The 21,141-nt window shown below is 45.1% G+C and carries 19 protein-coding genes; 2 read left to right on the plus strand and 17 right to left on the minus strand.

The window, feature by feature from the left end; genetic code table 11:
• Positions 1-589 precede the first annotated feature (589 nt).
• On the plus strand, positions 590-2,872 hold the full coding sequence (locus HC752_RS04840; RefSeq protein WP_190333993.1) for a lipoxygenase family protein: 2,283 nt from the start codon (positions 590-592) through the stop codon (positions 2,870-2,872).
• Positions 2,873-2,885: 13 nt separating this feature from the next.
• Positions 2,886-3,233: a hypothetical protein gene (locus HC752_RS04845; RefSeq protein WP_190333994.1), complete on the plus strand. Its 348-nt coding sequence runs from the start codon at positions 2,886-2,888 to the stop codon at positions 3,231-3,233.
• Positions 3,234-3,364: 131 nt separating this feature from the next.
• Here HC752_RS04845 and HC752_RS04850 read toward each other — a convergent pair whose 3' ends face one another.
• From HC752_RS04850 to HC752_RS04930, 17 genes are all read right to left on the minus strand, one after another.
• On the minus strand, positions 3,365-6,031 hold the full coding sequence (locus HC752_RS04850) for a hybrid sensor histidine kinase/response regulator (RefSeq protein WP_190333995.1): 2,667 nt from the start codon (positions 6,029-6,031) through the stop codon (positions 3,365-3,367).
• Positions 6,032-6,036: 5 nt separating this feature from the next.
• Positions 6,037-7,071: an amino acid ABC transporter substrate-binding protein gene (locus tag HC752_RS04855; protein WP_190333996.1), complete on the minus strand. Its 1,035-nt coding sequence runs from the start codon at positions 7,069-7,071 to the stop codon at positions 6,037-6,039.
• Positions 7,072-7,117: 46 nt separating this feature from the next.
• A complete protein-coding gene (locus HC752_RS04860; RefSeq protein ID WP_190333997.1) occupies positions 7,118-8,752 on the minus strand; it encodes a Na/Pi cotransporter family protein in 1,635 nt (544 codons plus the stop codon).
• Between the two features lie 18 nt (positions 8,753-8,770).
• Positions 8,771-9,511: an amino acid ABC transporter ATP-binding protein gene (locus HC752_RS04865; RefSeq protein ID WP_274602107.1), complete on the minus strand. Its 741-nt coding sequence runs from the start codon at positions 9,509-9,511 to the stop codon at positions 8,771-8,773.
• An 11-nt stretch (positions 9,512-9,522) separates the two neighbouring features.
• The gene (locus tag HC752_RS04870) at positions 9,523-10,653 is read right to left on the minus strand and encodes an amino acid ABC transporter permease (RefSeq protein WP_190333998.1); all 1,131 of its coding nucleotides are present in this window, start codon (positions 10,651-10,653) and stop codon (positions 9,523-9,525) included.
• 11 nt (positions 10,654-10,664) lie between these two features.
• A complete protein-coding gene (locus HC752_RS04875) occupies positions 10,665-11,834 on the minus strand; it encodes an ABC transporter permease subunit (RefSeq protein WP_202987882.1) in 1,170 nt (389 codons plus the stop codon).
• A 63-nt stretch (positions 11,835-11,897) separates the two neighbouring features.
• Complete coding sequence (locus HC752_RS04880) at positions 11,898-12,917, minus strand: amino acid ABC transporter substrate-binding protein (protein WP_190333999.1); 1,020 nt, start codon at positions 12,915-12,917, stop codon at positions 11,898-11,900.
• Positions 12,918-13,322: 405 nt separating this feature from the next.
• Complete coding sequence (locus tag HC752_RS04885) at positions 13,323-13,829, minus strand: trypsin-like serine protease (protein WP_190334000.1); 507 nt, start codon at positions 13,827-13,829, stop codon at positions 13,323-13,325.
• The gene (locus tag HC752_RS04890; RefSeq protein WP_190334001.1) at positions 13,810-14,130 is read right to left on the minus strand and encodes a trypsin-like serine protease; all 321 of its coding nucleotides are present in this window, start codon (positions 14,128-14,130) and stop codon (positions 13,810-13,812) included. The genes HC752_RS04885 and HC752_RS04890 overlap by 20 nt, the downstream gene beginning before the upstream one ends.
• A 300-nt stretch (positions 14,131-14,430) precedes the next feature.
• Positions 14,431-15,489 (minus strand): mannonate dehydratase, encoded by a 1,059-nt coding sequence (locus HC752_RS04895; RefSeq protein WP_190334002.1) that lies wholly within the window; start codon positions 15,487-15,489, stop codon positions 14,431-14,433.
• A 471-nt stretch (positions 15,490-15,960) separates the two neighbouring features.
• The gene (locus HC752_RS04900) at positions 15,961-16,506 is read right to left on the minus strand and encodes a hypothetical protein (RefSeq protein WP_190334003.1); all 546 of its coding nucleotides are present in this window, start codon (positions 16,504-16,506) and stop codon (positions 15,961-15,963) included.
• A gap of 47 nt (positions 16,507-16,553) precedes the next feature.
• Positions 16,554-17,222, minus strand: coding sequence for a hypothetical protein (locus HC752_RS04905; protein ID WP_190334004.1), 669 nt, complete (start codon positions 17,220-17,222; stop codon positions 16,554-16,556).
• A gap of 18 nt (positions 17,223-17,240) precedes the next feature.
• Complete coding sequence (locus HC752_RS04910; protein ID WP_190334005.1) at positions 17,241-17,519, minus strand: hypothetical protein; 279 nt, start codon at positions 17,517-17,519, stop codon at positions 17,241-17,243.
• Positions 17,520-17,730: 211 nt separating this feature from the next.
• The gene (locus HC752_RS04915; protein ID WP_190334006.1) at positions 17,731-18,090 is read right to left on the minus strand and encodes a hypothetical protein; all 360 of its coding nucleotides are present in this window, start codon (positions 18,088-18,090) and stop codon (positions 17,731-17,733) included.
• Positions 18,091-18,187: 97 nt separating this feature from the next.
• Complete coding sequence (locus HC752_RS04920; RefSeq protein WP_190334007.1) at positions 18,188-18,859, minus strand: hypothetical protein; 672 nt, start codon at positions 18,857-18,859, stop codon at positions 18,188-18,190.
• A 12-nt stretch (positions 18,860-18,871) separates the two neighbouring features.
• Complete coding sequence (locus HC752_RS04925) at positions 18,872-20,194, minus strand: RHS repeat-associated core domain-containing protein (protein ID WP_190334008.1); 1,323 nt, start codon at positions 20,192-20,194, stop codon at positions 18,872-18,874.
• A 413-nt stretch (positions 20,195-20,607) separates the two neighbouring features.
• Complete coding sequence (locus HC752_RS04930; protein WP_190334009.1) at positions 20,608-21,141, minus strand: hypothetical protein; 534 nt, start codon at positions 21,139-21,141, stop codon at positions 20,608-20,610.

Raw genomic sequence — 21,141 nt, forward strand, 5'->3', positions numbered from 1 at the left:
AAACCAGTTAGTTAACACAAATTTAACATAAACCATAAGTGATCGTAATGATACCAATAATGAGATTATGGGTATTATTATCTATGTTTCAATATTAAGACCTCCATTGGTTCATCTCTCCTAGTTCGGCGCACCAATAATGCCTTTCTAGGTGGCTCACGTCACCGTAGCCCCGCTCGCGCCCATTTATAATTAACCCTTAAATATCAGATTATTAGCGACCTATCCAGTTATAAAAATTCGTTTTTTTCGTTACAAGACAAGGCATGCGTACAAAGACAATCATGTGGCAGGTAATGATAATTGAAACACTAAGAATACGATTAACATATCGTCGTGGGTTCGTCATTTAGCGTTGATACTTCCGCCTAAAATCATGCCGTTTGGACAACGAACGTTCTTGTTGACTAGGCAATCTCAACATCAGTTTGAGCTATGGAATAAATGAGTGAAGCCCGGAAAAAACGGAGAGAAAAACGGCAAACGACGCAAATCATCGTTCGTCGACATTCAACTGTAGCTCCACATCATCAGCTTTATGCTGAGCTGTGTTGCGATAACTACACGATACATGACTGCAGGTATGTTTATGAGTGACATCGAAAACAACAAGGCGTTTCTGGATTCACCTGAATTTCATCAGCTTCAACAACAGATTGCAACCTATGAACAGCTCAGGCAATCGGGCTTGCCCGAACAAGAAGCGATGCAAAGAAGCTTACTAGATACCCCTGAAGATAAACTGAACCCCATCGTAATTCCGAATTGGGAAGATTGGGAGCGAATTTGTCCAAGAGACGCCGATCCAAACTGGCGACCTGCCGCGATAACCGGCTCTCGCATTAACGAATTACCAACATTTCCTTTTCCGGTTCTTCCTCAGCATGCAACCGAGGTGCAAAAGGCCATACGTAACCACCAAATAGAGCAAGCCAAGAGAAACAATTGGCACGACTACAATCGTATTCCAAATGTGCCGGTTCATGGAAACGTTGATTCAATAGAAGTGAGAAACAACACACCATGGACAGTGCGGGGAACAGAAGACGAGCGGAATGCGCGCGCACAAGAATTGGACTTTGGTGTCAGTGATGCTTGTTTAGCCCGCCAAGATGACTGGGCACTGTTTGATGCAAGCGTTCGACATATCAGTAAAAACCTAACGCGAATCGCGTTAATAGGCGGGCCGGCGGTGGTCAGCGGGTTAATACTCTTGCTCGGAAAATTGATTGAATTGATCATTACAGGCCAAGCTAAATTTGAGACGGTCGATCCGATTGTGCTCACCGTTCCGCCTGTCGTGGTTTGGTCGGCGGACGATTTGCTGTTCTACCCTTACGATATTGATAGCGATACGGGGGCTCGTCAATACGATCCTCAATACCCTCGCCCCCCATGGCACGAAGACTTCTTTGATGACGACGTCATCGCACACCTTCAAATTGCACCTGAAACCCCCGTTTTTAATTACTTTAAGCCACTCAAAACACCCATGAGCCATTTCCCGTTTACGAATGCCATGTTCAAAAAAATTAATGGGTTTGAGAACGATAACCTTGAAGACGCGATGAACGAAGGGCGAATATTTGTTACCGACTTTGGCGAGTTTCACGATGAAGTGATGGCGCAATTCCAACCGGATAGAACAGCCGATGACATTCCCCAAACTGGAGGAAGGCTGTACCCTGCTATCGCGATGTTTGCGGTTCCTAAAGACAGTGACAAACTGAAAACCATTGCCATACAACCCACTCAACGTCCGCCATTGAACAACTGGGAGTGGTGGTGGTGGCACAGCTTTGGATTTGGTAACGTACCTAATCCACCTTCAAAAATCATCACACCCGCCGATGATAAATGGACATGGCGAATGGCGAAGAATACGTTTACCACCATGTATTCCATGTCCAATGTGATTGATCACTTATCAACCCATGTGTTTCTCTGGCCGATATCCACCAGCTTTTATCGAACCATTCCAGAAAGCCACCCACTTTCTGCTCTGGTACTGCCTCATTTAACATCACTTGCCTTCAATAATTACCTAGGCGTATTTTTTGACCCTTCCACCAAAGTAGAGAATGAGGACGGCACCGCCGTTTATGGTGATGGTTACAGTGGAACATTAACAGGGGTCGTAAAAACCATATCGGGCATCAGCAGCAAATCCTTTGTGGACGGCACCATAAGGCGTTCGAAACATTACCACTTTATTCAACATGGCCAACCATTCGATCGTAGAGAAAATGGCGAGTTTGATGCCATCGGTGATTACCCTCAACACGATGACGATATTGGTCAATGGCAAGCCATACGCAACTGGGTAAGAAGCTACCTTCATCTTTACTACAGCAACGACAGCGATGTTATCAACGATCATGAATTACAAGATTTCTTCCAAGATGCTTCCGGTGCGGGCGTCAATGGCTTCCCTTCTTCGGTCAGTACTCGACAAGAACTAATTGAAGCCATTAGTCACCTGATTTACTGGATGTCGATAAATCATGGTCTCGGTAACCTATCGGCCTTCCAGCCCTTAGGCGCTCTTGGGTACTATTCTCATCTTGCATTAGACCCGAATGACCGCAGAACCAAAGCCGACTGGCTTCAGGCGTGTCCTCGCTTAAACGTAGGCATGGGGCTTTTTGAATTTTCAAGGAACTTCTTGGATGTTCCCGTCCCTTGGCACCGAAGTTTCGGGAAATACCCAAAAGGGAATTTTATGCACGATCCTCGTGTGTACACACACTTACATCGCTTTCAAAATGAATGTAAAAACATCGATGATACATTGAGAGCGAAAAACCGAAACAGACGCTGGGCATATGAGTTAAAACTCCCCTCCACGTTAACAGTAAGTCCATGGAATTAATTGGAGAATGAATATGTTTAAAAACAATATGAATCGCCGACAAATGATGAAAATCATAGGTAAAACATCTGTGGCTAGCTATGCTTTAACGTCCATCAGCCTCAATGCTTCCACCAAACTGATATCAGTGGAAGGTGAAAACTCCGTAAGTTCTCCTGAAAATATCATTCAAACGATTCTCAGGAAGAAACTCGGAAAGCTTGACGAAGTGACAAATGAAGAAATCACGCTTTTTTCCAAACAATATGTCGCTTTTCATGGGGAAGATTTTGATTACAAAAAACACTTGGAATCCCCTATTGATGAGCTCATGTTAATGAAAGAGTTTGTGCAAAGCGTGAAGTATCGACCCATGGTGTAATCGGTACGCATTTCATTAGGCTTGGTCCATCGCCCTCTGTGTCACCACGGGGCGATGGTTTTTGAGCCTGTTGCCTGAATTCGTCACTCCAGTTCTCAATGGCAGAACGTAGATGAGCTACCGAATTCAGGCTAGTTATTTAACTCCCGCCAGATATGCCGTAATAGAGCCCCTAACTTCCCTGCTCTGACAGGCTTAGTAAGAAAATGGGCACCAATGGATTCCGCATCCATTCGAACCTCTGGGCTAGAATCTCCAGAAATCACCACACTCGTAAATTCAGGTCGGTTGCTTTTATTGTTGAGCTCCGCTATCACATCCAGAGCGGTATACCCATCATCGAGGTGAAAATCGGAGATCAGGATAAAGGGATCGGGATTCGAGTACGCATAGCATTCAACGTCTGCATAATGCTGAAATTCATGGACTTTGCACCCCCAACGCTCTAGGAGTTGCCTAGTGGTGTTCATCACCTGAGGGTCGTTCTCCACAAGTAAAATCGGTAAACCGTCCATTTTTCTCGTTGGGTAACGTTCTTGGTCGGGCTGGGTATTCAGGGCATCTCGTTTGCCCCTTGGTAATGCAATAGAAAAGCCAGTGCCGCACTCAGAAGAATGGACGTGTATGTCTCCGTCCATCAGTTTCACAAGCTGCATAGTGATGGCGAGCCCTAAACCAAGCCCCGACTTTCCCGCCGTTTGCGTTTTTTTGCCTTGGTAAAACTCTTTGAAGATTTTCTGTTGCTCATGCAATGGAATGCCGGGTCCGTTATCCCAAACTTGTATGCATATCTGTTCTTTTCTGTTTCGGACACCGAGAAGGATTTTCCCATGGTCAGAATAGCGCACCGCATTAGACAATAGGTTACGAACGATTCGTTCGACCATGGCAAGATCAGCAAAAACAAGCGCGGAAGTCGGCACATAACGCAGCGCCGACTCCGGCTTATCCAAACTGTGCCTATACTCCTGCGCAAGCCGCGTGAGCATACAATCCAATGCAAAATGTTCTAATCTTGGCGTGATCGCGCCGGCTTCTAGCCGAGAAAAATCAAGAATGTCCGTAAAGAGCTGATTCATACTTTGATGCGCAAAGTACACATCTTCCAGCCGTTCATAATACGGGGTATGTCGAGCATCTTCTAAAAGCGGTTCCAATAACAACCCCATCGCATGCAATGGCTGCCTAAGATCGTGACTGGCTGACGCCAAAAATTGAGATTTTGCTCGGTCGGCAGATTCGGCTTTCTCCATTGCACATATCAGTGCATTTTCCGCCACTTTTCGGTGAGTGATGTCCGTGTGCACACCTACGGTTCCACCTTGCTCGGTTCTGCGTTCGATGATGGAAATCCATGTACCGTTGCTTAATTCCAAATCCAAATTTTGAATTCGGTTATCTCTTAGTGCCAACCTTTTTTCTAGGTAGTTTTCTGGTTGAATAACCTTATTCCGACGCGATAACCACAGCAATAAATCAGAAAAGTCTCGGCCTTCCATATCCCAAGCGTCAGGAAAGCCATAAAGCTCCCGATATCGCGCATTACATAACACCAACTTGTCTTTTTCATCATATAAAACAAACCCCTCTGTAATGCTTTCTATCGCATCCAGCAACTGGTTCTGTGCTCGACTCGCCGCATTTCTGGCTTGTTTTAATTGATGTTCTCTATCTTGAATGGTATCGACAAAAAACTTTAGTGTACCCGCCATGTCCGTGATTTCGTCATGGCCTTCCAAGGGTATGCGCACAAGCGTGCCTTTTGCGTGCGCTTCCATGCTGGTTTTCAAGGTTTGTATCCGGCTGATAACAGAGCGATCAATATACAAAAATATACCAACACCGGCCACCACACAGATAATAGCGGCCAATACCAATTGAATGGTTCTCTGTTTGGTCTGTTCAACAATATCTTGATTCTGACGCATCACCTTACGTTCAATTTGGTCGATGATCACCGTGGTGACAGACAAAAATCGGCTCACACTTTGCCTATGTTGGAAAAACACACCATCCAACTCTGACTGCACTTGAAACTTCGTTTGATTCAGAGCAAATAAACCATTTTGCCCCCTAGCAAGTTCAACAATCTTGGTCAGCGCTTGTTGATGTTTTAACCTTTCTCCTTCGTCAAAAAGCACCATTTCAGACTCAAGTTTCCGCTCCAACACCCCGAACTCTTTCTGGTATCGCCGCAGCAAGACTGGATGTTCAACTCCATTCAGTTGATTGAGTAAAATCGTCATGTTTGCAAACGTGAGATACCAATTAGAATGAAGCGCTGCCCCAGATTCTGCCGCGACTGTGTGGTGTTCTTGCGTAAAATCAGATTGCAACTGATTGATATTAGAAAGGGTACGTCGCCAGTTGTCTTCCCACTCAAGTCGCTTTGATACCAAGCGACTCAGTTCATGAAAGCTATCGGATAACTTGGAGCGATAGCCATTCAAGCGTTCGGCTTGCTGACTGTCTACGGCGTTGTTGGATAACTGTGCGATAGCATTACCCAGCAAAGCATCTTGATCTCTGACTTGAAACATCACGGACTCATTTGCTTGTTGTGAACGTGCCGTCATCATCGAAGGAGCAAAAGACATCAGTGAAGCGTTAAATTGCCTTAGATCAGAAGCGGCGATGATGGCTTTGACACCGTCAACGGCAACATCATTAAAACGCTGTTGGAATCCATTGTAAGCGTTAATGGCTATCATGCTCACCAGCACCGCCAACAGCACCAGTACCCCAAGTGAAAGGAACATGCGTACCGAAATTCCGTAACTAGAGCGAACAAACTTCATATTCACTACCGAAAAGGGGCGGGTTGGTGCAAACCACCGTTAGTCCAAAGTTCATTCACCCCTCGCTCTACTCCTTCAATAGATATGTCGCTGAGGTTCTGGCTATACAATTCTTCATAATTGCCGACGTCTCTAATGATTCTGAAAGCCCATTTGGCATCCAAACCTAAACGGTCTAGCCACGCTTCAGGCGTATTCAGTAGCCGTACCGCTTCTGGGCTGAGTTGGGTGTTTACGTCCGTCACATTTTGGCTGTTCAGCCCCAAATATTCGGCAAGAATCGGTACTTGGCTACTCCAACGAACCACATCGAACCAGTTCGGGTCATCATCTCTCACATAGGGTCCAAGCGGCTCACGCGATATAACATCGCTCAGTAAGTGATAGCCATTAGGATCATCAAGCAACCCCGTTAGACCACCGAGCAAATCGGTGGCTTCAGAAGTCATTAACTGGCAACGGTTGCGCAGAAACGCATGCCATCGCCCAGCTTGGCTTTCGGTTTCAAGGATGTCAAAAGACAAATTGTGCTGCTGGATGTAGTCTTTGATGTTTTCGAGTGATGTGGTTCCTTTGGTCACACACACGGTTGCTTTGCCTAAGTCCGCCGCCCGATCGATTTCTGCCGCTTTCTTCCCTTTCACATATTTATTGATGAGCAACCTTTGTTCGTCATATAACGTTACCCCAGTAAAGCTAAGACCTAGGCTAACATCACGCTGAAATGTCCAAGTCGCGGTGCGAATGATCACGTCCACTTCTTTGTTTGCTAACGCCTTAAACCGACCTTGGCTATCCAATGGGATGTATTGAACCGCTTCTACATCCTTAAGGACTGCGGTGGCGATGGCTCGACAAAAATCAACGTCAAATCCTTTCCATTTCCCATCTCGGCTTCGAGTCGCAAAACCAAAATCTTCAATCCCGACACCGCAGCGCAAATACCCCCTTTCTTGAACGGATCTAAGCGTCTCGCCCGCCCACACTCGTTCGGCTTGAAATAGCACCACAAGCAAAATTCCCACCACAACTTTTTTCATGCACATTCCTTTCTGCAATGATACTTTTTGGTTAGGGTCTGTTGCGCTAGACCATTCCCTCAAGAGGCTTTTTCTCTTCAAAGGATAGCAACATTGGCTTCACAACCGACAAAATTTGAGCATCGATATAACAAAGATCGCGAATCAAATCCATATGATAGGCACTGGTCTCTAAGCTCTCGATTTTGCCTGCCTTAATTCGTCTAATGTGCTCACGAACGCCCTCTTCTTCCATTTCATTGATTTGTTTTCGCTCGTGATAGATTTGCTCTGCCATGGCTTTGTCGTTGGTGATAAAGGTGCTAAGCATGAGCTTTAAGCGGCGGTGAACGTGTTTGTGTATGGATAATAACTCCTGCTCTCCTCCTGAAGAGAAACGCCTATTCTGATTCGCTTTTGTCGCTAATATGGTGGCCATACTTTCCGTCAGGTCCCCGATGTGTTCCAATTTGGTTGAGAACACGAGAATGTCGGTAACGCGTTTACTTTCCAATTTGTCTAACTCTGTCCGGCTTACTGCCGATAAAAAACGGCGAATTTTCTCATGCAGTTCATCAATATTGTTATCAAGCGCCCCGATTCTTTCCGCTGTTTTCAAGTCATTGTTCACGATCGCATCACGAATGAGGAGCAACATTTTGTCGACCACATCGCCCATTCTCATGGTTTCTCTTAATGCCGCCGCAAGGGCGGTTTTGGGGTCGCCAATATAATCACAATCTAAATGCCAAGTATCATCAGAAACCGGTTGCTTTGTTTTAGAGACTAAAATGGCTGACATAAAATCGGCGACGGGGTGGATAAAGCCGATGAAGAATAAGGCAATAGCCACATTGAATATCAAATGAAAATGGACCAGCTGACGCGAGTCCGAGCTGTCTATGTAGGCCATCCACTCGGGCAGATATGCCACAAACGGGCTCACCGCTAACACGCCTGAAAGCTTAAACAACCCATTCCCAATAGGAACACGCCGAGCGAGAGGGGCGTCATTGAGCGTCGCCATAATGGGGGGCAACGCACTGCCAAGGTTTGCCCCTAAAATCATGGCAAACGCCAACTCCAGTGGTAACACTTGATTGGAAACCATTGACACAATGAGCAACACCACCGCTAAACTGGAATGGAGCAGCCAAGTCAGTAATGCCGCCAACAGAATACCCAGCCCCACTTCACTTTCAAATGCCTCAATGAGGTGCACAAGCAAAGACGATTCATTTAAAAATGCTGACAACTCCACAAGAATTTTCAGTGAAAGCAGCATTAACCCCAAGCCGAACAGGGCATAGCCTGAACTTTGTACCACAAACGCGTTACCATGCTTACGAAGTAAATGCCCCACAATCATCAAAAAAGGGGAGATCCAGCTGGCATCGAAGGTCAGTACTTGAGCCACCAATGTTGTGCCCACATCCGCCCCCAGCATGACGGCTAATGCGGGTGCGGTGCTAATCAGCCCACGAGCAGAAAAGGAGGCCACCATGAGCCCTGTTGCGGTGCTGCTTTGCAACAACGTGGTGACCCCTGCCCCTACAAGCAAAGCGGAAAATCGATTCGCAACACTCATGCCTATGGCGACTTTCAAATCGTGACCAAACGCTTGAGTGATGCCTTTTCGCACCATATTCATCCCCCACAAAAGCAGGACTATCGCCCCGAAAAGAGATAATAAAGTTTGCATAATGACCTTTACTCGGAATTAGTGAGAGAGTATTTGACTAAGGAACGATCGTGTTCTGTCTACTCTTGGATGATGAAAGAAATTCTCAGGGTCGTTCTCTTCAACGATTTCCCCGCCATCCATAAAAATCACTCGGTCAGCCACTTCTTTGGCAAATCCCATTTCGTGTGTCACGCACACCATCGTCATGCCTTCCTCGGCCAACTCAACCATGACGTCTAGCACCTCTTTGATCATCTCTGGATCCAGAGCAGAGGTGGGCTCATCGAACAACATCACTTTGGGGTTCATGCACAAAGAACGCGCAATCGCAACACGCTGTTGCTGCCCCCCCGACAACTGACCGGGGTACTTGTGGCTGTGTTCAGCAATATTGACTCGCTTAAGAAAGTTGAGTGCCATCACCTCCGCTTCCGCTTTTGGCATACTGCGAACAAGCATGGGCGCGAGCGTCAGATTGTCCAAAATAGTCATATGAGGGAACAAATTAAAATGCTGGAAAACCATCCCAACATCGCTGCGAACGTTCTCTATATTTTTTAGTGAATGGTTAAGCTCAACACCTTCAACGTGTATTTCCCCTTCTTGGTGCTCTTCCAAACGGTTTAAACAACGAATTAATGTCGATTTTCCCGATCCAGATGGCCCGCATAGGACAATCTTCTCCCCTTTTCGGACTTCAAAATCGATGTTTCTTAATACGTGAAATTGGTCGTACCATTTATTTAACCCTTTCACTTCAATCATGACTTCACTCATTTTCTTTCCTTTTAATGATGAGACTTGGCACCCTGTTCTTCTAAATGCTTGCCGTAACGACTCATTGAATAGCAAATTAACCAATACACAAACGCACCAAAGACATAAGACTCCGCTTCAAAACCAAGCCAGTCCGCATCCTGCGTTGTTGACTTCAGCATGCCCAGCAGATCCAATAATCCAACAATGAGCACCAGAGAGGTGTCTTTAAAAAGCGCGATACAGCGACCAATGAGCGGGGGCAAAACATGCCGCAATGCTTGTGGAACCACGATGTAAAACATGGTCCATCGATAGTTCAGCCCGAGTGCTTTGGCGGCGTCAAATTGCCCATTAGGTATCGCCTGGAGCCCACCCCGAATGACTTCGGCAATGTAAGCGGATGAAAACAGAATGATGCCCACCTGAATTCTGAGTAGGTTATTGATGTCCAACCCTTCCGGTAAAAAGAGAGGCAGCATAACCGACGCCATAAACAGAATGGTGATCAGTGGCACCCCTCGGATGGTTTCTATCGAGGTGACGCACCAAATTCTGAATAAGGGAACTTGAGAGAAACGACCAAGCGCCAACAAAATACCCAAAGGCACGGAGATGATAATGCCAACGCATGCCAGCAGAAGGCTAAGCATTAAGCCCCCCCAACGCGATTGGTCTACTTCTGGAAGCCCTAACGATCCCCCGCCAATTAACCAATACGCAACGAATGGTAAAACCAACCACAACGACACCATGCGCAACCCTTTCACTTTTTGCGTAATGGTCAGCCCAATAACTCCAAACAATAAAAGCAGGGACAGCGCGGGTCTCCACACCTCTTCAGATGGGTAAATCCCAACCATTAAAATGCGAAAATTAGCCATAACAAAGGCCCAACACGCTCCCGCGCCTTCCACTCGGCAATCCTGCGCGCTGCCCTGCCAGACGCTGTCGATGAACGCCCAGCTAATGAAGGGGGGAAGCACCCACATCAAGAAGCTGATGGAGAGTAAGGTCAACAAGCTGTTGTACCACCCATCAAATAAGTTTTTGTGAATCCAATACACAACACCAGTCACTTGAATAGGAGGCGTCATGGGTGGCTGAGGGATAAACTCAATTGGTTCACTGTTCAAGTTCGCTCTTTCTATCACCGTCGTCATCGCACACTCCGTTAGCGCTCTACCAATTGAACTTTCGCGTTCAATACATTCATCAGCCCAGAAATCACTAGGTTGATCGCCATATAAACCGCCATCCACATCGCAATGATCTCGATCGCTTGCCCGTTTTGACCAATGATGGTTCCACCGATGGAAACCATGTCAGGATACCCAATGGCGACGGCTAATGAACTGTTCTTCACCAAACTGGCGTAGTCGTTCGTTGTTGCTGGTATCGTTACCCTAAGCGCTTGAGGCAAAAGGATACGAGTGGTGATGTAAGACGACTTAAGCCCGAGCGCTTGAGCCGCTTCTATCTGACCTTTGTCAACCGATTGCAACCCACTGCGCACGTTTTCTCCAATGAAAGCCGCGGTGTACAGTACAAGCCCAATAAGCAGTGCTAGAAACTCAGGCCGTAGAGACATACCACCTGCGAAATTGAAGCCTTGTTGAACGGGAATATCCCACGCAATAGGGTGACCCAACATCAGATACGTTAAAGTCGGCAAAATAACCACAATGCTTAACGCCAGCCGGCCTGTGGGTAATGAATGCCCCGTTCTTTCACTGTAGTTTTGCCCCCATTTCAGCAAGACCCCAAATAGCACCAAGGACACAATGAAAGAGAAAACCAGAACTAAAAAGCCATCGCCCGCCAGCGGTTTGGGGAGATAAAGCCCACGCACGTTTAGACGGATATTTTCTGTAATTTCTATGCTTTCTCGCACATGTGGCAAGCTAGCCAACACTACGGTATACACAAAAATGAGTATTAGAAGCAGTGGCACATTCCGCAGAGATTCGACATAAATGGACGCGAGCTTTTCGACAATGTAATTTTTGCTTACCCTACACACCCCAACGAAGACACCCAATACCGTGGATAACACAATGGCAATGAACGACACATACACCGTATTCACTACACCATTGATAAATGCCCATCCGTAACTGTCCGTTGGAAAGTAAACCAATAGCGAGTCACCAATTGGGAGCCCTGCTTCTTGGTTCAAAAATTCAAACCCTGACTCAATGCCTCTTGCTTGGAGGTTCGATTGAGTATTTTGGAAAATTAAAAAGGCAAGCCAGAAAAGGGTTCCGAGCACCAACACCTGAACACTCAGCCTCACAAAATGAGATTCACTGGCTTTGAACCGACTTATTATTGAAATAGCCACACATTTTCCCTCAATAAGTAAGTGGCTTGGTTTAACATCAACATCAACCAAACCATATCAGTGTTAACGGATCGGGTACGCGTACATCAGACCGCCCTTAATCCACATGGAATTGATACCTCGATCTAACCCTAGCGGCGTGTTTTTCCCCAAGTTGCGTTCAAAGATTTCTTCGTAGTTTCCAACCGCCAATAACGATCGCTTCAGCCATTCTGGGTCCAGACTGAGCGCTTTGCCCATATCCCCAGATACCCCTAACATTCTTTGCACACTCGGATCCTTGGATACTTTGGCCTGCTCACTCACGTTACTTTGGGTAATGCCTTTTTCTTCCGCTTGCATTAACCCATTGATGACCCACGTGACGAGGTCTTTCCATTGGTTATCACCATGGCGGACAAGAGGCGCAAGGGGCTCTTTGGAAATGAGGTTGTTCAGAATGATATGTTTAGAAGAGTCTGGTAGCGTTGAACGCCACGACGCCAGCTGGCTTACATCGGTTGTGAAGGCATCACACCGGCCAGACTTGTACGCATTGAAGGCTTCTTTTTTACCCTCAAAGACAACCGCTTCCAACTTAAGGCCATTGGCTCGGGCAAAGTCGGTCAGGTTAAGTTCTGTTGTTGTGCCCGTCGTGACACACACAGATGCTCCATTGAGTTGTAATGCGTGCTTTATGCCAAGCTGCTTATTCACCATAAAACCTTGGCCATCGTAGTAAACCACTTTGGTAAAATCGACGCCCTCTTTGGTGTCGCGTTTCATTGTCCATGTGGTGGTTCTTGAGGTCATATCAACCTGACCAGAAGCCAGTGCGACAATTTTCTGTTTTGACGCCAGCGGAACAAACTTTACTTTTTCTGCGTCACCAAGAACCGCAGCGGCGACGGCACGGCAGACATCCACATCCAGCCCTACCCATCGACCGCTGCTATCGGGGTTTGAAAACCCAGGCGTGCCTTCACTGACTCCGCAGGTCAGTTCCCCTTTCTTCTTAATATCGTCTATGGTTCCAGCGTAAATAAAACCCGAACCGAACAATGCTAAAGTTGCGAATGCGCTCCATACCTTCCTTGTTACCATAAATCCTCCATTTCGTGTTCACGGCATACAGGGGACTGACCCTGTTCACTCAGTGTATGGAGTCTGATGAAGAAGAAATATTAGGCAGAGGTAGAAAAGAAGAGAGGCATTGGTTATAGACGCTCTGCTTCTCTATACAAAAGGAATACGACTTTCGATAAAGCCAAGAACAGGAGCGGGGTATTTTTCGGAGTGTCGATAACGTGGCAACCAACCTCAAAACAACTGAGAGACACTCACAATCATTCGTTCAAAAAGATATTGAAATGTTGCCAACATTGAGCGTTCAGCGGCTGACGAGCGCCATACCGCTGAACCATTGCAAAAACGCAGGCAACATTATCCATTCATTTTCGCGAACCCAATATTATGCATAATTCCTATACACAACAGTGGTGCACACAATTAAAGATCCGTGGGTTTCAAACCAGTGACGTGACTGATCCAAGCATTGTATCGAGTATATTTGGTATACAGACTCACGCTATCGCACGTCTTAGCCCCAATACCAAACAGGAAGTTTGTATTTCCAATGGAGCCGATCAACGGACCACCACTGTCACTGACACAAGAAGATGAAGCACTTTCATCAGTACAAATAAACCTCTCGTAGTATGCTTTATCGTACTCATGCTCAATGTTAAATTCCTTAACCCATTTTTCATGGCATTCCTGAAGACTAATAACGGGAACAGTGCTTGATCTCAGTGTTGGCAAGAATCTTCCTGTTTCAGAAGAACCCCATCCAGACACACGTAGGGTGTCCCCCACCGAAGCGAGGGCACGTTCCACTTGCGGTGTTGGAATTTTGGCTGGGGTGTACTTATCGTCTGCTTTCGTTTTCAGCTTTATCAAAGCAATATTTGGAATTAAGGTAAACGGGTTGTAATCTTTAAAAAAAAACAATTTCACTAACGTCGAGCAGTTGATCGGGGTTGGGCTGTTTTATATCTCCCTCACCAATGCTCACTTTAAGGAATTTCTTAGTGTTAAATCCATGAACACAACTCGCTGACGTAATGACCCACTCATTAGAAATCAACGTTCCGGCACATGTTCGCATATTCTCACCACGAACATTTGTAATTAAACTCACGATATACGGTACAGACTCATGTACATCACTATTAACAATATTGGGTTGTGAGGCATACGAGGTAACACTAGCAATACTAACGCTTAGCGCGAGTGTTTTTAAAAAAAGATTTTTCATATCTGATGTCTCCAAATACTATTGAGTTAAATTACTAAATAAAATAAGAGACGCAATCATGTTGCGTCTCCTAGATATTTAAATATTAAAAGTAATTTTTAATCCCAATAAATTTTAAATTAGGATCTTAATTCAAACAGAAAACATACAGATGGAAGCACAATCTATAATATAAATAAAACACGACCCCATTATTTCATCTTGACGCAACACCGTACGGCTACTGTGTTTTAGGTTGGACCGCCGACGGTGTAACTCCCTCAAACGGCTGCAAACATTATCTCGAAAGGTCAACCGACCCTAATCCTTTATTAACGATTGGATATACCCCATGGCATAAGCCATTCCTGCATGCCAAGGCGCGGGGCACGATACCTGTGGCGTATGATCTGGAATAAGGACACCGTCGAAATGGTGCTTTTTAAGGATCTGGACAATACGCTTGATGTCTATATCCCCTTCATCGATAAAGGTTTCCTTGTAATATGGAACCTTCCCCGACACATTTCTTAGGTGGATATAAGGGACTTTACCTAGAGAAACATAGTGTTCAGTCGCCGTATACACATTGCCGTTGGTCATTTCAGCAATCGTACCTACGCAGTATTCCAATGCATTTGCCGCACTTGGGTACAGATCCAGTAGTCGCTGGTATTTTTCTGGCTGATTCACCAGTTTTGGAAGCCCTCTGACCATATCTACCGGAGGATCATCCGGATGTGCTGCCATGGTGACCCCCACAGACTCTGCAACGGGTATGATCTCATTTAAAAAATAAGCGAGATTTTCCCAGAGCTGCTCTTCGGTCATGGTTTGACGCTGACCTCTCGCCGCCGGATCGACCGTCATGTTCCATGCCATAGAGCTTGGTAAAGGGGCTTCGAGTGTCTCGTTTGAACCATCCATCCCAACAGTTTGCGCATGTCCACGGGCATCATTCGTAACAATACGCCCTGTTACGCCAGTGAGGCTAAAGTTGTATCCGAATACTGGAATACCAACCTCACCCACATTCCTTATTATCTGTTTAATGTCTTCTATTTGCGATTCTTTACCTTCTTCTCCAAACAGGACATGGTTCCAATGCTTAGGATCAAAGTTCTCAATGGCGTACCAAGTGAGCCCATAAGACTCAATTTTTTTCTTGATAGCGAGCAGTTCTTCTACCGTCCAGATCTCACCTTTCGCCATTCCCCACCCATATTTATCACCAATGGGCTGATCATTATTGGAAAACTTGTCCTGCTTATTAAAATAATCACATAGATGAACAATAACGTGAGTGGCACCAAGCTGCTTTGCAAACTTTAAGTGTTCATCATCAAGCATGTGCCGATATAAACCCAATCCCAACTTCATTCGTTATTCCCTTCATTGATTGACCTGCTATCTCGCTATGCCTTGACCAGATAAACGCTCAAAAAACACACAGCACCATGCAGTGTAAGCCCATTAGGCTTGATTGAGTCAATAATACTTTTCAAGTTTGTGGAGGCGGTGAGCATGCTAATCCCATTTTTTGCCACAAGCAGGGACGCAACAAACGGGGATATTTACGACATAACGCGTTACGCCATGAGTTGTTGCAACTCAAAATCAATACAACCAATAGACAAAGACGTTTAAGGATAAGCCTATGAGTAAGATAGTGGCTGCTACTTTGACCACAAGGACTTTCTATAAGGACTTACTAAAAGTGCCTGTCTCCTTTATTTCACCTATCCCCCCTTATTTCAGATCTAGAAGTGAAACCTGTCAGTTTAATCCTTCCTTTTGATCAGACTTACAGCAACTATGTCCCTTTTTTCAGGATCATGGGGCGGATACCTTTTAGATTTGGTTTCCATTCCAATCCGTGGAGGCTGGCTCTCCATTAACAGACAACCAACGCTCAATGTATTTATTGATTCTGGAGAACTCGGATTTAAGACTTTCTGCAAGTTTCTCCTTTTCACTTTCTAAGCTCTTAAAAAGCCCACCCGTATTGAGCTGGAATACTTGCCTACCTTTAAAAAAGCCTTCATTGTTTGTTGAGATACACAACCTCGTTTTTACATTTGGCTGAACTAAATAGGCGATTCCATCCAAACCATTGAGTTGCCCAGCATCATCAATAGCGGGCTGAGGGTTGAAAATATTCAAGTGAACCTGAATGCGTTTATCTCCTGAGGCGATGTAGATATTGATGATTTCTAAGTAACCAACATCAGAAACCCTACAAAGCTCATAAGAACAGCCCCCCATATTGTCGCTTCCGTTCCAAGCATGAGAAAACGGAGACAGTCTAAAACCAGCACCAGCGAGGACTGGAAGACCCGCCCTCTTTAATATTTCATCTCGAACTTGAACGAGAGCCTTGTCAGAAAGCTTGATCACTGTTCAGCTCCTATTAAATCCTAAAGGTGTCTGCCCCTGTTATTTTATTAGTCGTCTATTTCTATATACTCTATATCGCAGTCAGCCGGATATTTCGCGAAGACTTCCTGCATGTGCATAAGGCTTTCACCAACACCTAAAGAGTAAAAAATGATAAATTTTCCGTCTTTCCTTCCAAGGGTGACGTCTTGATACCCTCCAGATTTTTGCAACTCATTAAACGCCGTATCCATAAACACCAAACCTTGCTGTCGGTGTTTACCATCGGATGAAGTTGCGTAAGTTTTGTTGCTTATATGTTCTTCAATATTTTCCAGTTCAGTATCGAAATAGACTTTAACTGTGTCAGGTGCTCGTTTTCTCAAAGCGATTACCTGTTCTTTCTTTGCTTCCAATTCGCCTACTTCATCACTGTTTATGCTCTCTTGATAGGCAAATAAATCAGCGATAAATGCTTGGAATACCGCATCATTAGTTGTGATCAAGTCAGGCCCTGTATCACTACAGCCGTGAGCCAAGGTGTATACATGATCGTCATGGAGAAAAATAACGTCGCCAGTTATCTCAATTGCAAACGGTACCCAATCAGCAGACCAACAGCTCCAGGCTTTTTGCAAAGAGCCTTTCGCTGTGCCTTCAAGCTCAATTACCTGCCACCCCAGAATGGGGACGACCAGACCTTTGTACAGACTGACTAGCTCAGATTCTTTGTACACAATGAGCCACTTCCTTTTCTATAATATCGGTAATGCGCCCAGCACAGAACGAGCGTCAGTGATGAAAATCAAATAACCTCTATGTTCAGCTTTAACTTGCACAATGCTTATTTCTTTAGCTGAAAGCCTGACATCGGACACTTGGTTCATCAATGCCTCAAAAGCATGCATGTACGCTTCATCTTCATTTTTCAAAACGCGACGTTGAATATCCAACCTACTTGAATAGATAGATTCAAACTTACCTATTGGCAATACGGCGCTGCTACTGAGCTCACTGCCTTCTTGACTCAACATAGCTACAAGGTCTCTTGTGTATACCGAGTCAACTGACTCAGAGTTGCTGATTTCGCCAAATAGAAGGCTCTTTTCTATATAAGATTTTTTCACCATTCCCTTGAACTATCGCCTTTGACAGGAAAACCTTTCCCTTACAAACTAAGCATGTTTGCTGCAAGGGCATCAAAACCAAGGGGAGTTTTTTGAGAAACACCCTCAGTTTTAAGGTTTAATTACTGACAATAATTCGTCCGCACCCTGGCAGTTTTTCCTCCCAGTCGCACGATGCTACAACGCTGTGCCCTCTTTCATTGAGATTCATCATGATGTCACCTACTGCTTCAAGGTATAGGTCAAAACGCATGTCGACAGTATTTACAATTTCCACTGTAAATCCATAAGCTAAAAAACCGTCATCAATGTTGTGACTCGCAGACGGACCTAAGTCGTTGCGTTTAACATCCAGCTCTAGCGCATTCGTCAATACCGTATCAATGGATACAGTACCGTCTACGAGCTTGCTTAAGCGAGTGATTAGATCAGCAAGCTCTGTATTAGCATCAACAAAAATCTTAGTGTGAAACTTCATCTTTTAACGCCGTATAATGCGCTTTTGCATGGATGTTCCTGTCTTCGACATTCCTTTATTCAATCAAATAAAAAGGACAGCCACATTATAGAACCACCTATTTCCAACTATCCTCCACCGCATCAAACAAGTCATTTAACTCCTCAGAGGGCAATTTCAGATTTAAGCTAAGATAGGCTGATATGATCATCAGCCTTTGCTTTCGTGATTCAACAAATAGATTTGCATCTTCTTCACTAATTCCAGAAGACAAAAGACGATCCAACGTAGATGCGATCGGAGGAAAGCCAGCTTTTTCATAACTAATAGGAACTGAACTTTCATTCATTTTTTCAACAGCTTTTAGGAGCTTTTCTCTAGCTTGTTTAGTGTTTGAGTATTCAAGTTTGCTATCAAATAAGAAACTAATGAGACCTTTCTTCTTTATCATCCCTCCAAACTCCAATAAAAGAGCCTTCAGAGCTTCCTCTCTCTCTCTTTTATTTTTCCAACTTGATAGATTGTCCGGTAAAAGCTCTCGGCTTATGGCTTTCTCTAGAATCTTTTTTAGTTTGAGCGGAATAGGAATCTTCCGCTCAATACAGATTAAGCCAACTGAGATAATCTCATTGTCTGTAACACTATCACCATGATTTACTGAAGCTCCCCACGATCTTGTAAAATTCTCAACAATATGAGGGAATTCAAAACCTTCATCAGCCCACTTACCCCAGCGATACTCAACATCATCCATTTCTTCAGTAATTAGTACTTGGAGTTTCTCTTTCATAACTTTCCTAAACTAGTTTTGTTGAGGTTGATTATCTGACGAAATAAAGCTGTCGGCATTTGCAGCAGCTCCCGCAGCCGTGCCAGATAGAATGGGAGTCAGAACAGACTGAGCTGGTGTCGCTATTTTGTCGACCACTCCCAAACCTGGTTGTTGCAACAACCCCTGACGTGCCGGGCCAATAGGGTTTCGAACATTTACAACACCTTGACCAGCCTTACCACCCATGTTGTTCAAGGTCAATTGTTCCGCAACCTCTCGGCTCGCTGTACCACCTCTAACTGATGCCCTAACTGCATCATCTGCTGAAGTGATTGGCTTGGATGGATTTGCAACATGTGTACTCAAACGAGCAGGGATATTCCCTTGTCCGACATATTTTTCACCTGCCTTTTCAAAATAGTAAATGCCGCTGTTAATTTCGGCTTGTGCTGCTTTACCACTTTTCGCAGCAAGTTTCGTAGAGAGAGGAGCAGCAATATTCCTTGCCTGATAAAGCTGCCTAGCCTTACTAACAACCCCAGCACCAGCAGCACCTAATAGTGCATCTCTACCTGCATCCGCAAGAGAATAGTCGTCCCCTGTAAGTAAAGATATTCCGTATCCCAAGGCAACGCTAGTTGCAGCACCAACAATCAGGTTTACAAATTCTCCATCCGGATCGTGGTACGTCACAGGATTATTATAAGAGTATGAGTACAAAGACAGATTTGTCGTTTTGTATACCCCTATATTTATTTTTCCCTCTAAATACTGATCTAAAGCAGGATCCGGGCTCTGCCACACGCTCGTCCTTGGGTCGTAGTAACGCGCACCGAAGTAGTAAAGCCCTGTTGCTTCATCCAGCTCTTTACCCGTGAAGTAGTAAGGCGTTAGCTGAGTGTTGCTCTTCTCGTGAACCCAAGTTTCACCGAATGGGAAGTACTCGAGGTGCTCATGCACTTCACCGTCGATGTCAGTGATGTAGCTGGAACTACCCAAATGATCGCCGTGGTAGTAGTACTGCTTGGCTTCAAAGTTGATGGAACCATTAGCACCACCGCCGGAGCCGCCACCTGAACCACCGCCGTTACCACCCGGATCAAGGCCCGCATCGACCATGGCTTGATAAAGCGCAGCTTCCGCCGCTTCGAGGTTACTCTGCGCCACTTTCAGCGCGTTATGGGCGGCTTTTTTGTCCTTCCCTTTCGCCGCTTTGAATGCCTCTAATGATTGGTCGTAAGCCGTTTGTGCGGCTTCGACTGCGGCTTGTGCATCCAACACTTCCTGTGGCAGTGCTTCTGTTGCCGTATCGGTTGTTGTTCGTGAAGAAAAGCGAGGCCAGAATCCTCCCACGCTACCGCCATTGCTCGAACGCCTTGACGTGTACCACTCCTTTGGTTGAAAACCATATCGAACAACGAAGCCGGTAACGTTGTCGGTACTGTAACCTCGATTAAGGCAACCTTGCCTTTTCTTAAGCGTAGAAGAGTATCAGGCGTCCATTTACCCGATAGCTAATCCGCTAATTTATCAATATTTTCTTGTTATCAGGTCATTACCTGATATTTGTGTTGCTCGAAACTCAAATACCGCTTCGGTTTCTATAGAGCATTCGAAGATTGGACGCCGAACGATCGATATTTCCTCTGGGTTAGACGTTTAGTAAAGCAGAGAAGACACCCTTCTTCTTAGAGTGCCTGCTCCCTACATCCATGATGCTGAGGTGCCATATATATGCCCCTGTTATTTTTTATTTAACCTCACAATTATAAAGATTTCAGTAGCAATACCCTCGTTCTACAGAAGTCTCTCAACTCTTCACTTTCCGCATCAGACGACATTAATTCCAATGTGGGTATTAGCTTTTTCAAAATACTAACATCCCAAATTACATCCAATATATGACCTGAGGTAATCTCATCATCTCTCCAATGGTTTGATAGGTAAGCTTCTAAGCTTTCACTAATTCCAGCCACATTCCCGGCTTGCTTTATAACTGATGCAATCCACCGTCTATCTATAGGCTCTTTAATCGTTAAATCATTTACGAACAAATAACTAAAACTATGTATTTCGCTTAACTCCACCCCACTGTCACGTAGGCTTTGATTAGAAAGTCCAATCAACCCCCTGAGATTTTCACTTGGTATCAAATATCCAGACACTTCCTTTTTATACTCTTCGTTACCATCAACTAAGTGATACTCGATAAGGTATCTTGATAGAAGTCTCGCCTCTTCAGCAATATCAGTGTTTTCACTAAAACATGCTCTGTGTAGCTCAAGCAAATACTTATTCAT

Source organism: Vibrio sp. S9_S30 (assembly GCF_014694455.1).
GTDB lineage: Bacteria > Pseudomonadota > Gammaproteobacteria > Enterobacterales > Vibrionaceae > Vibrio.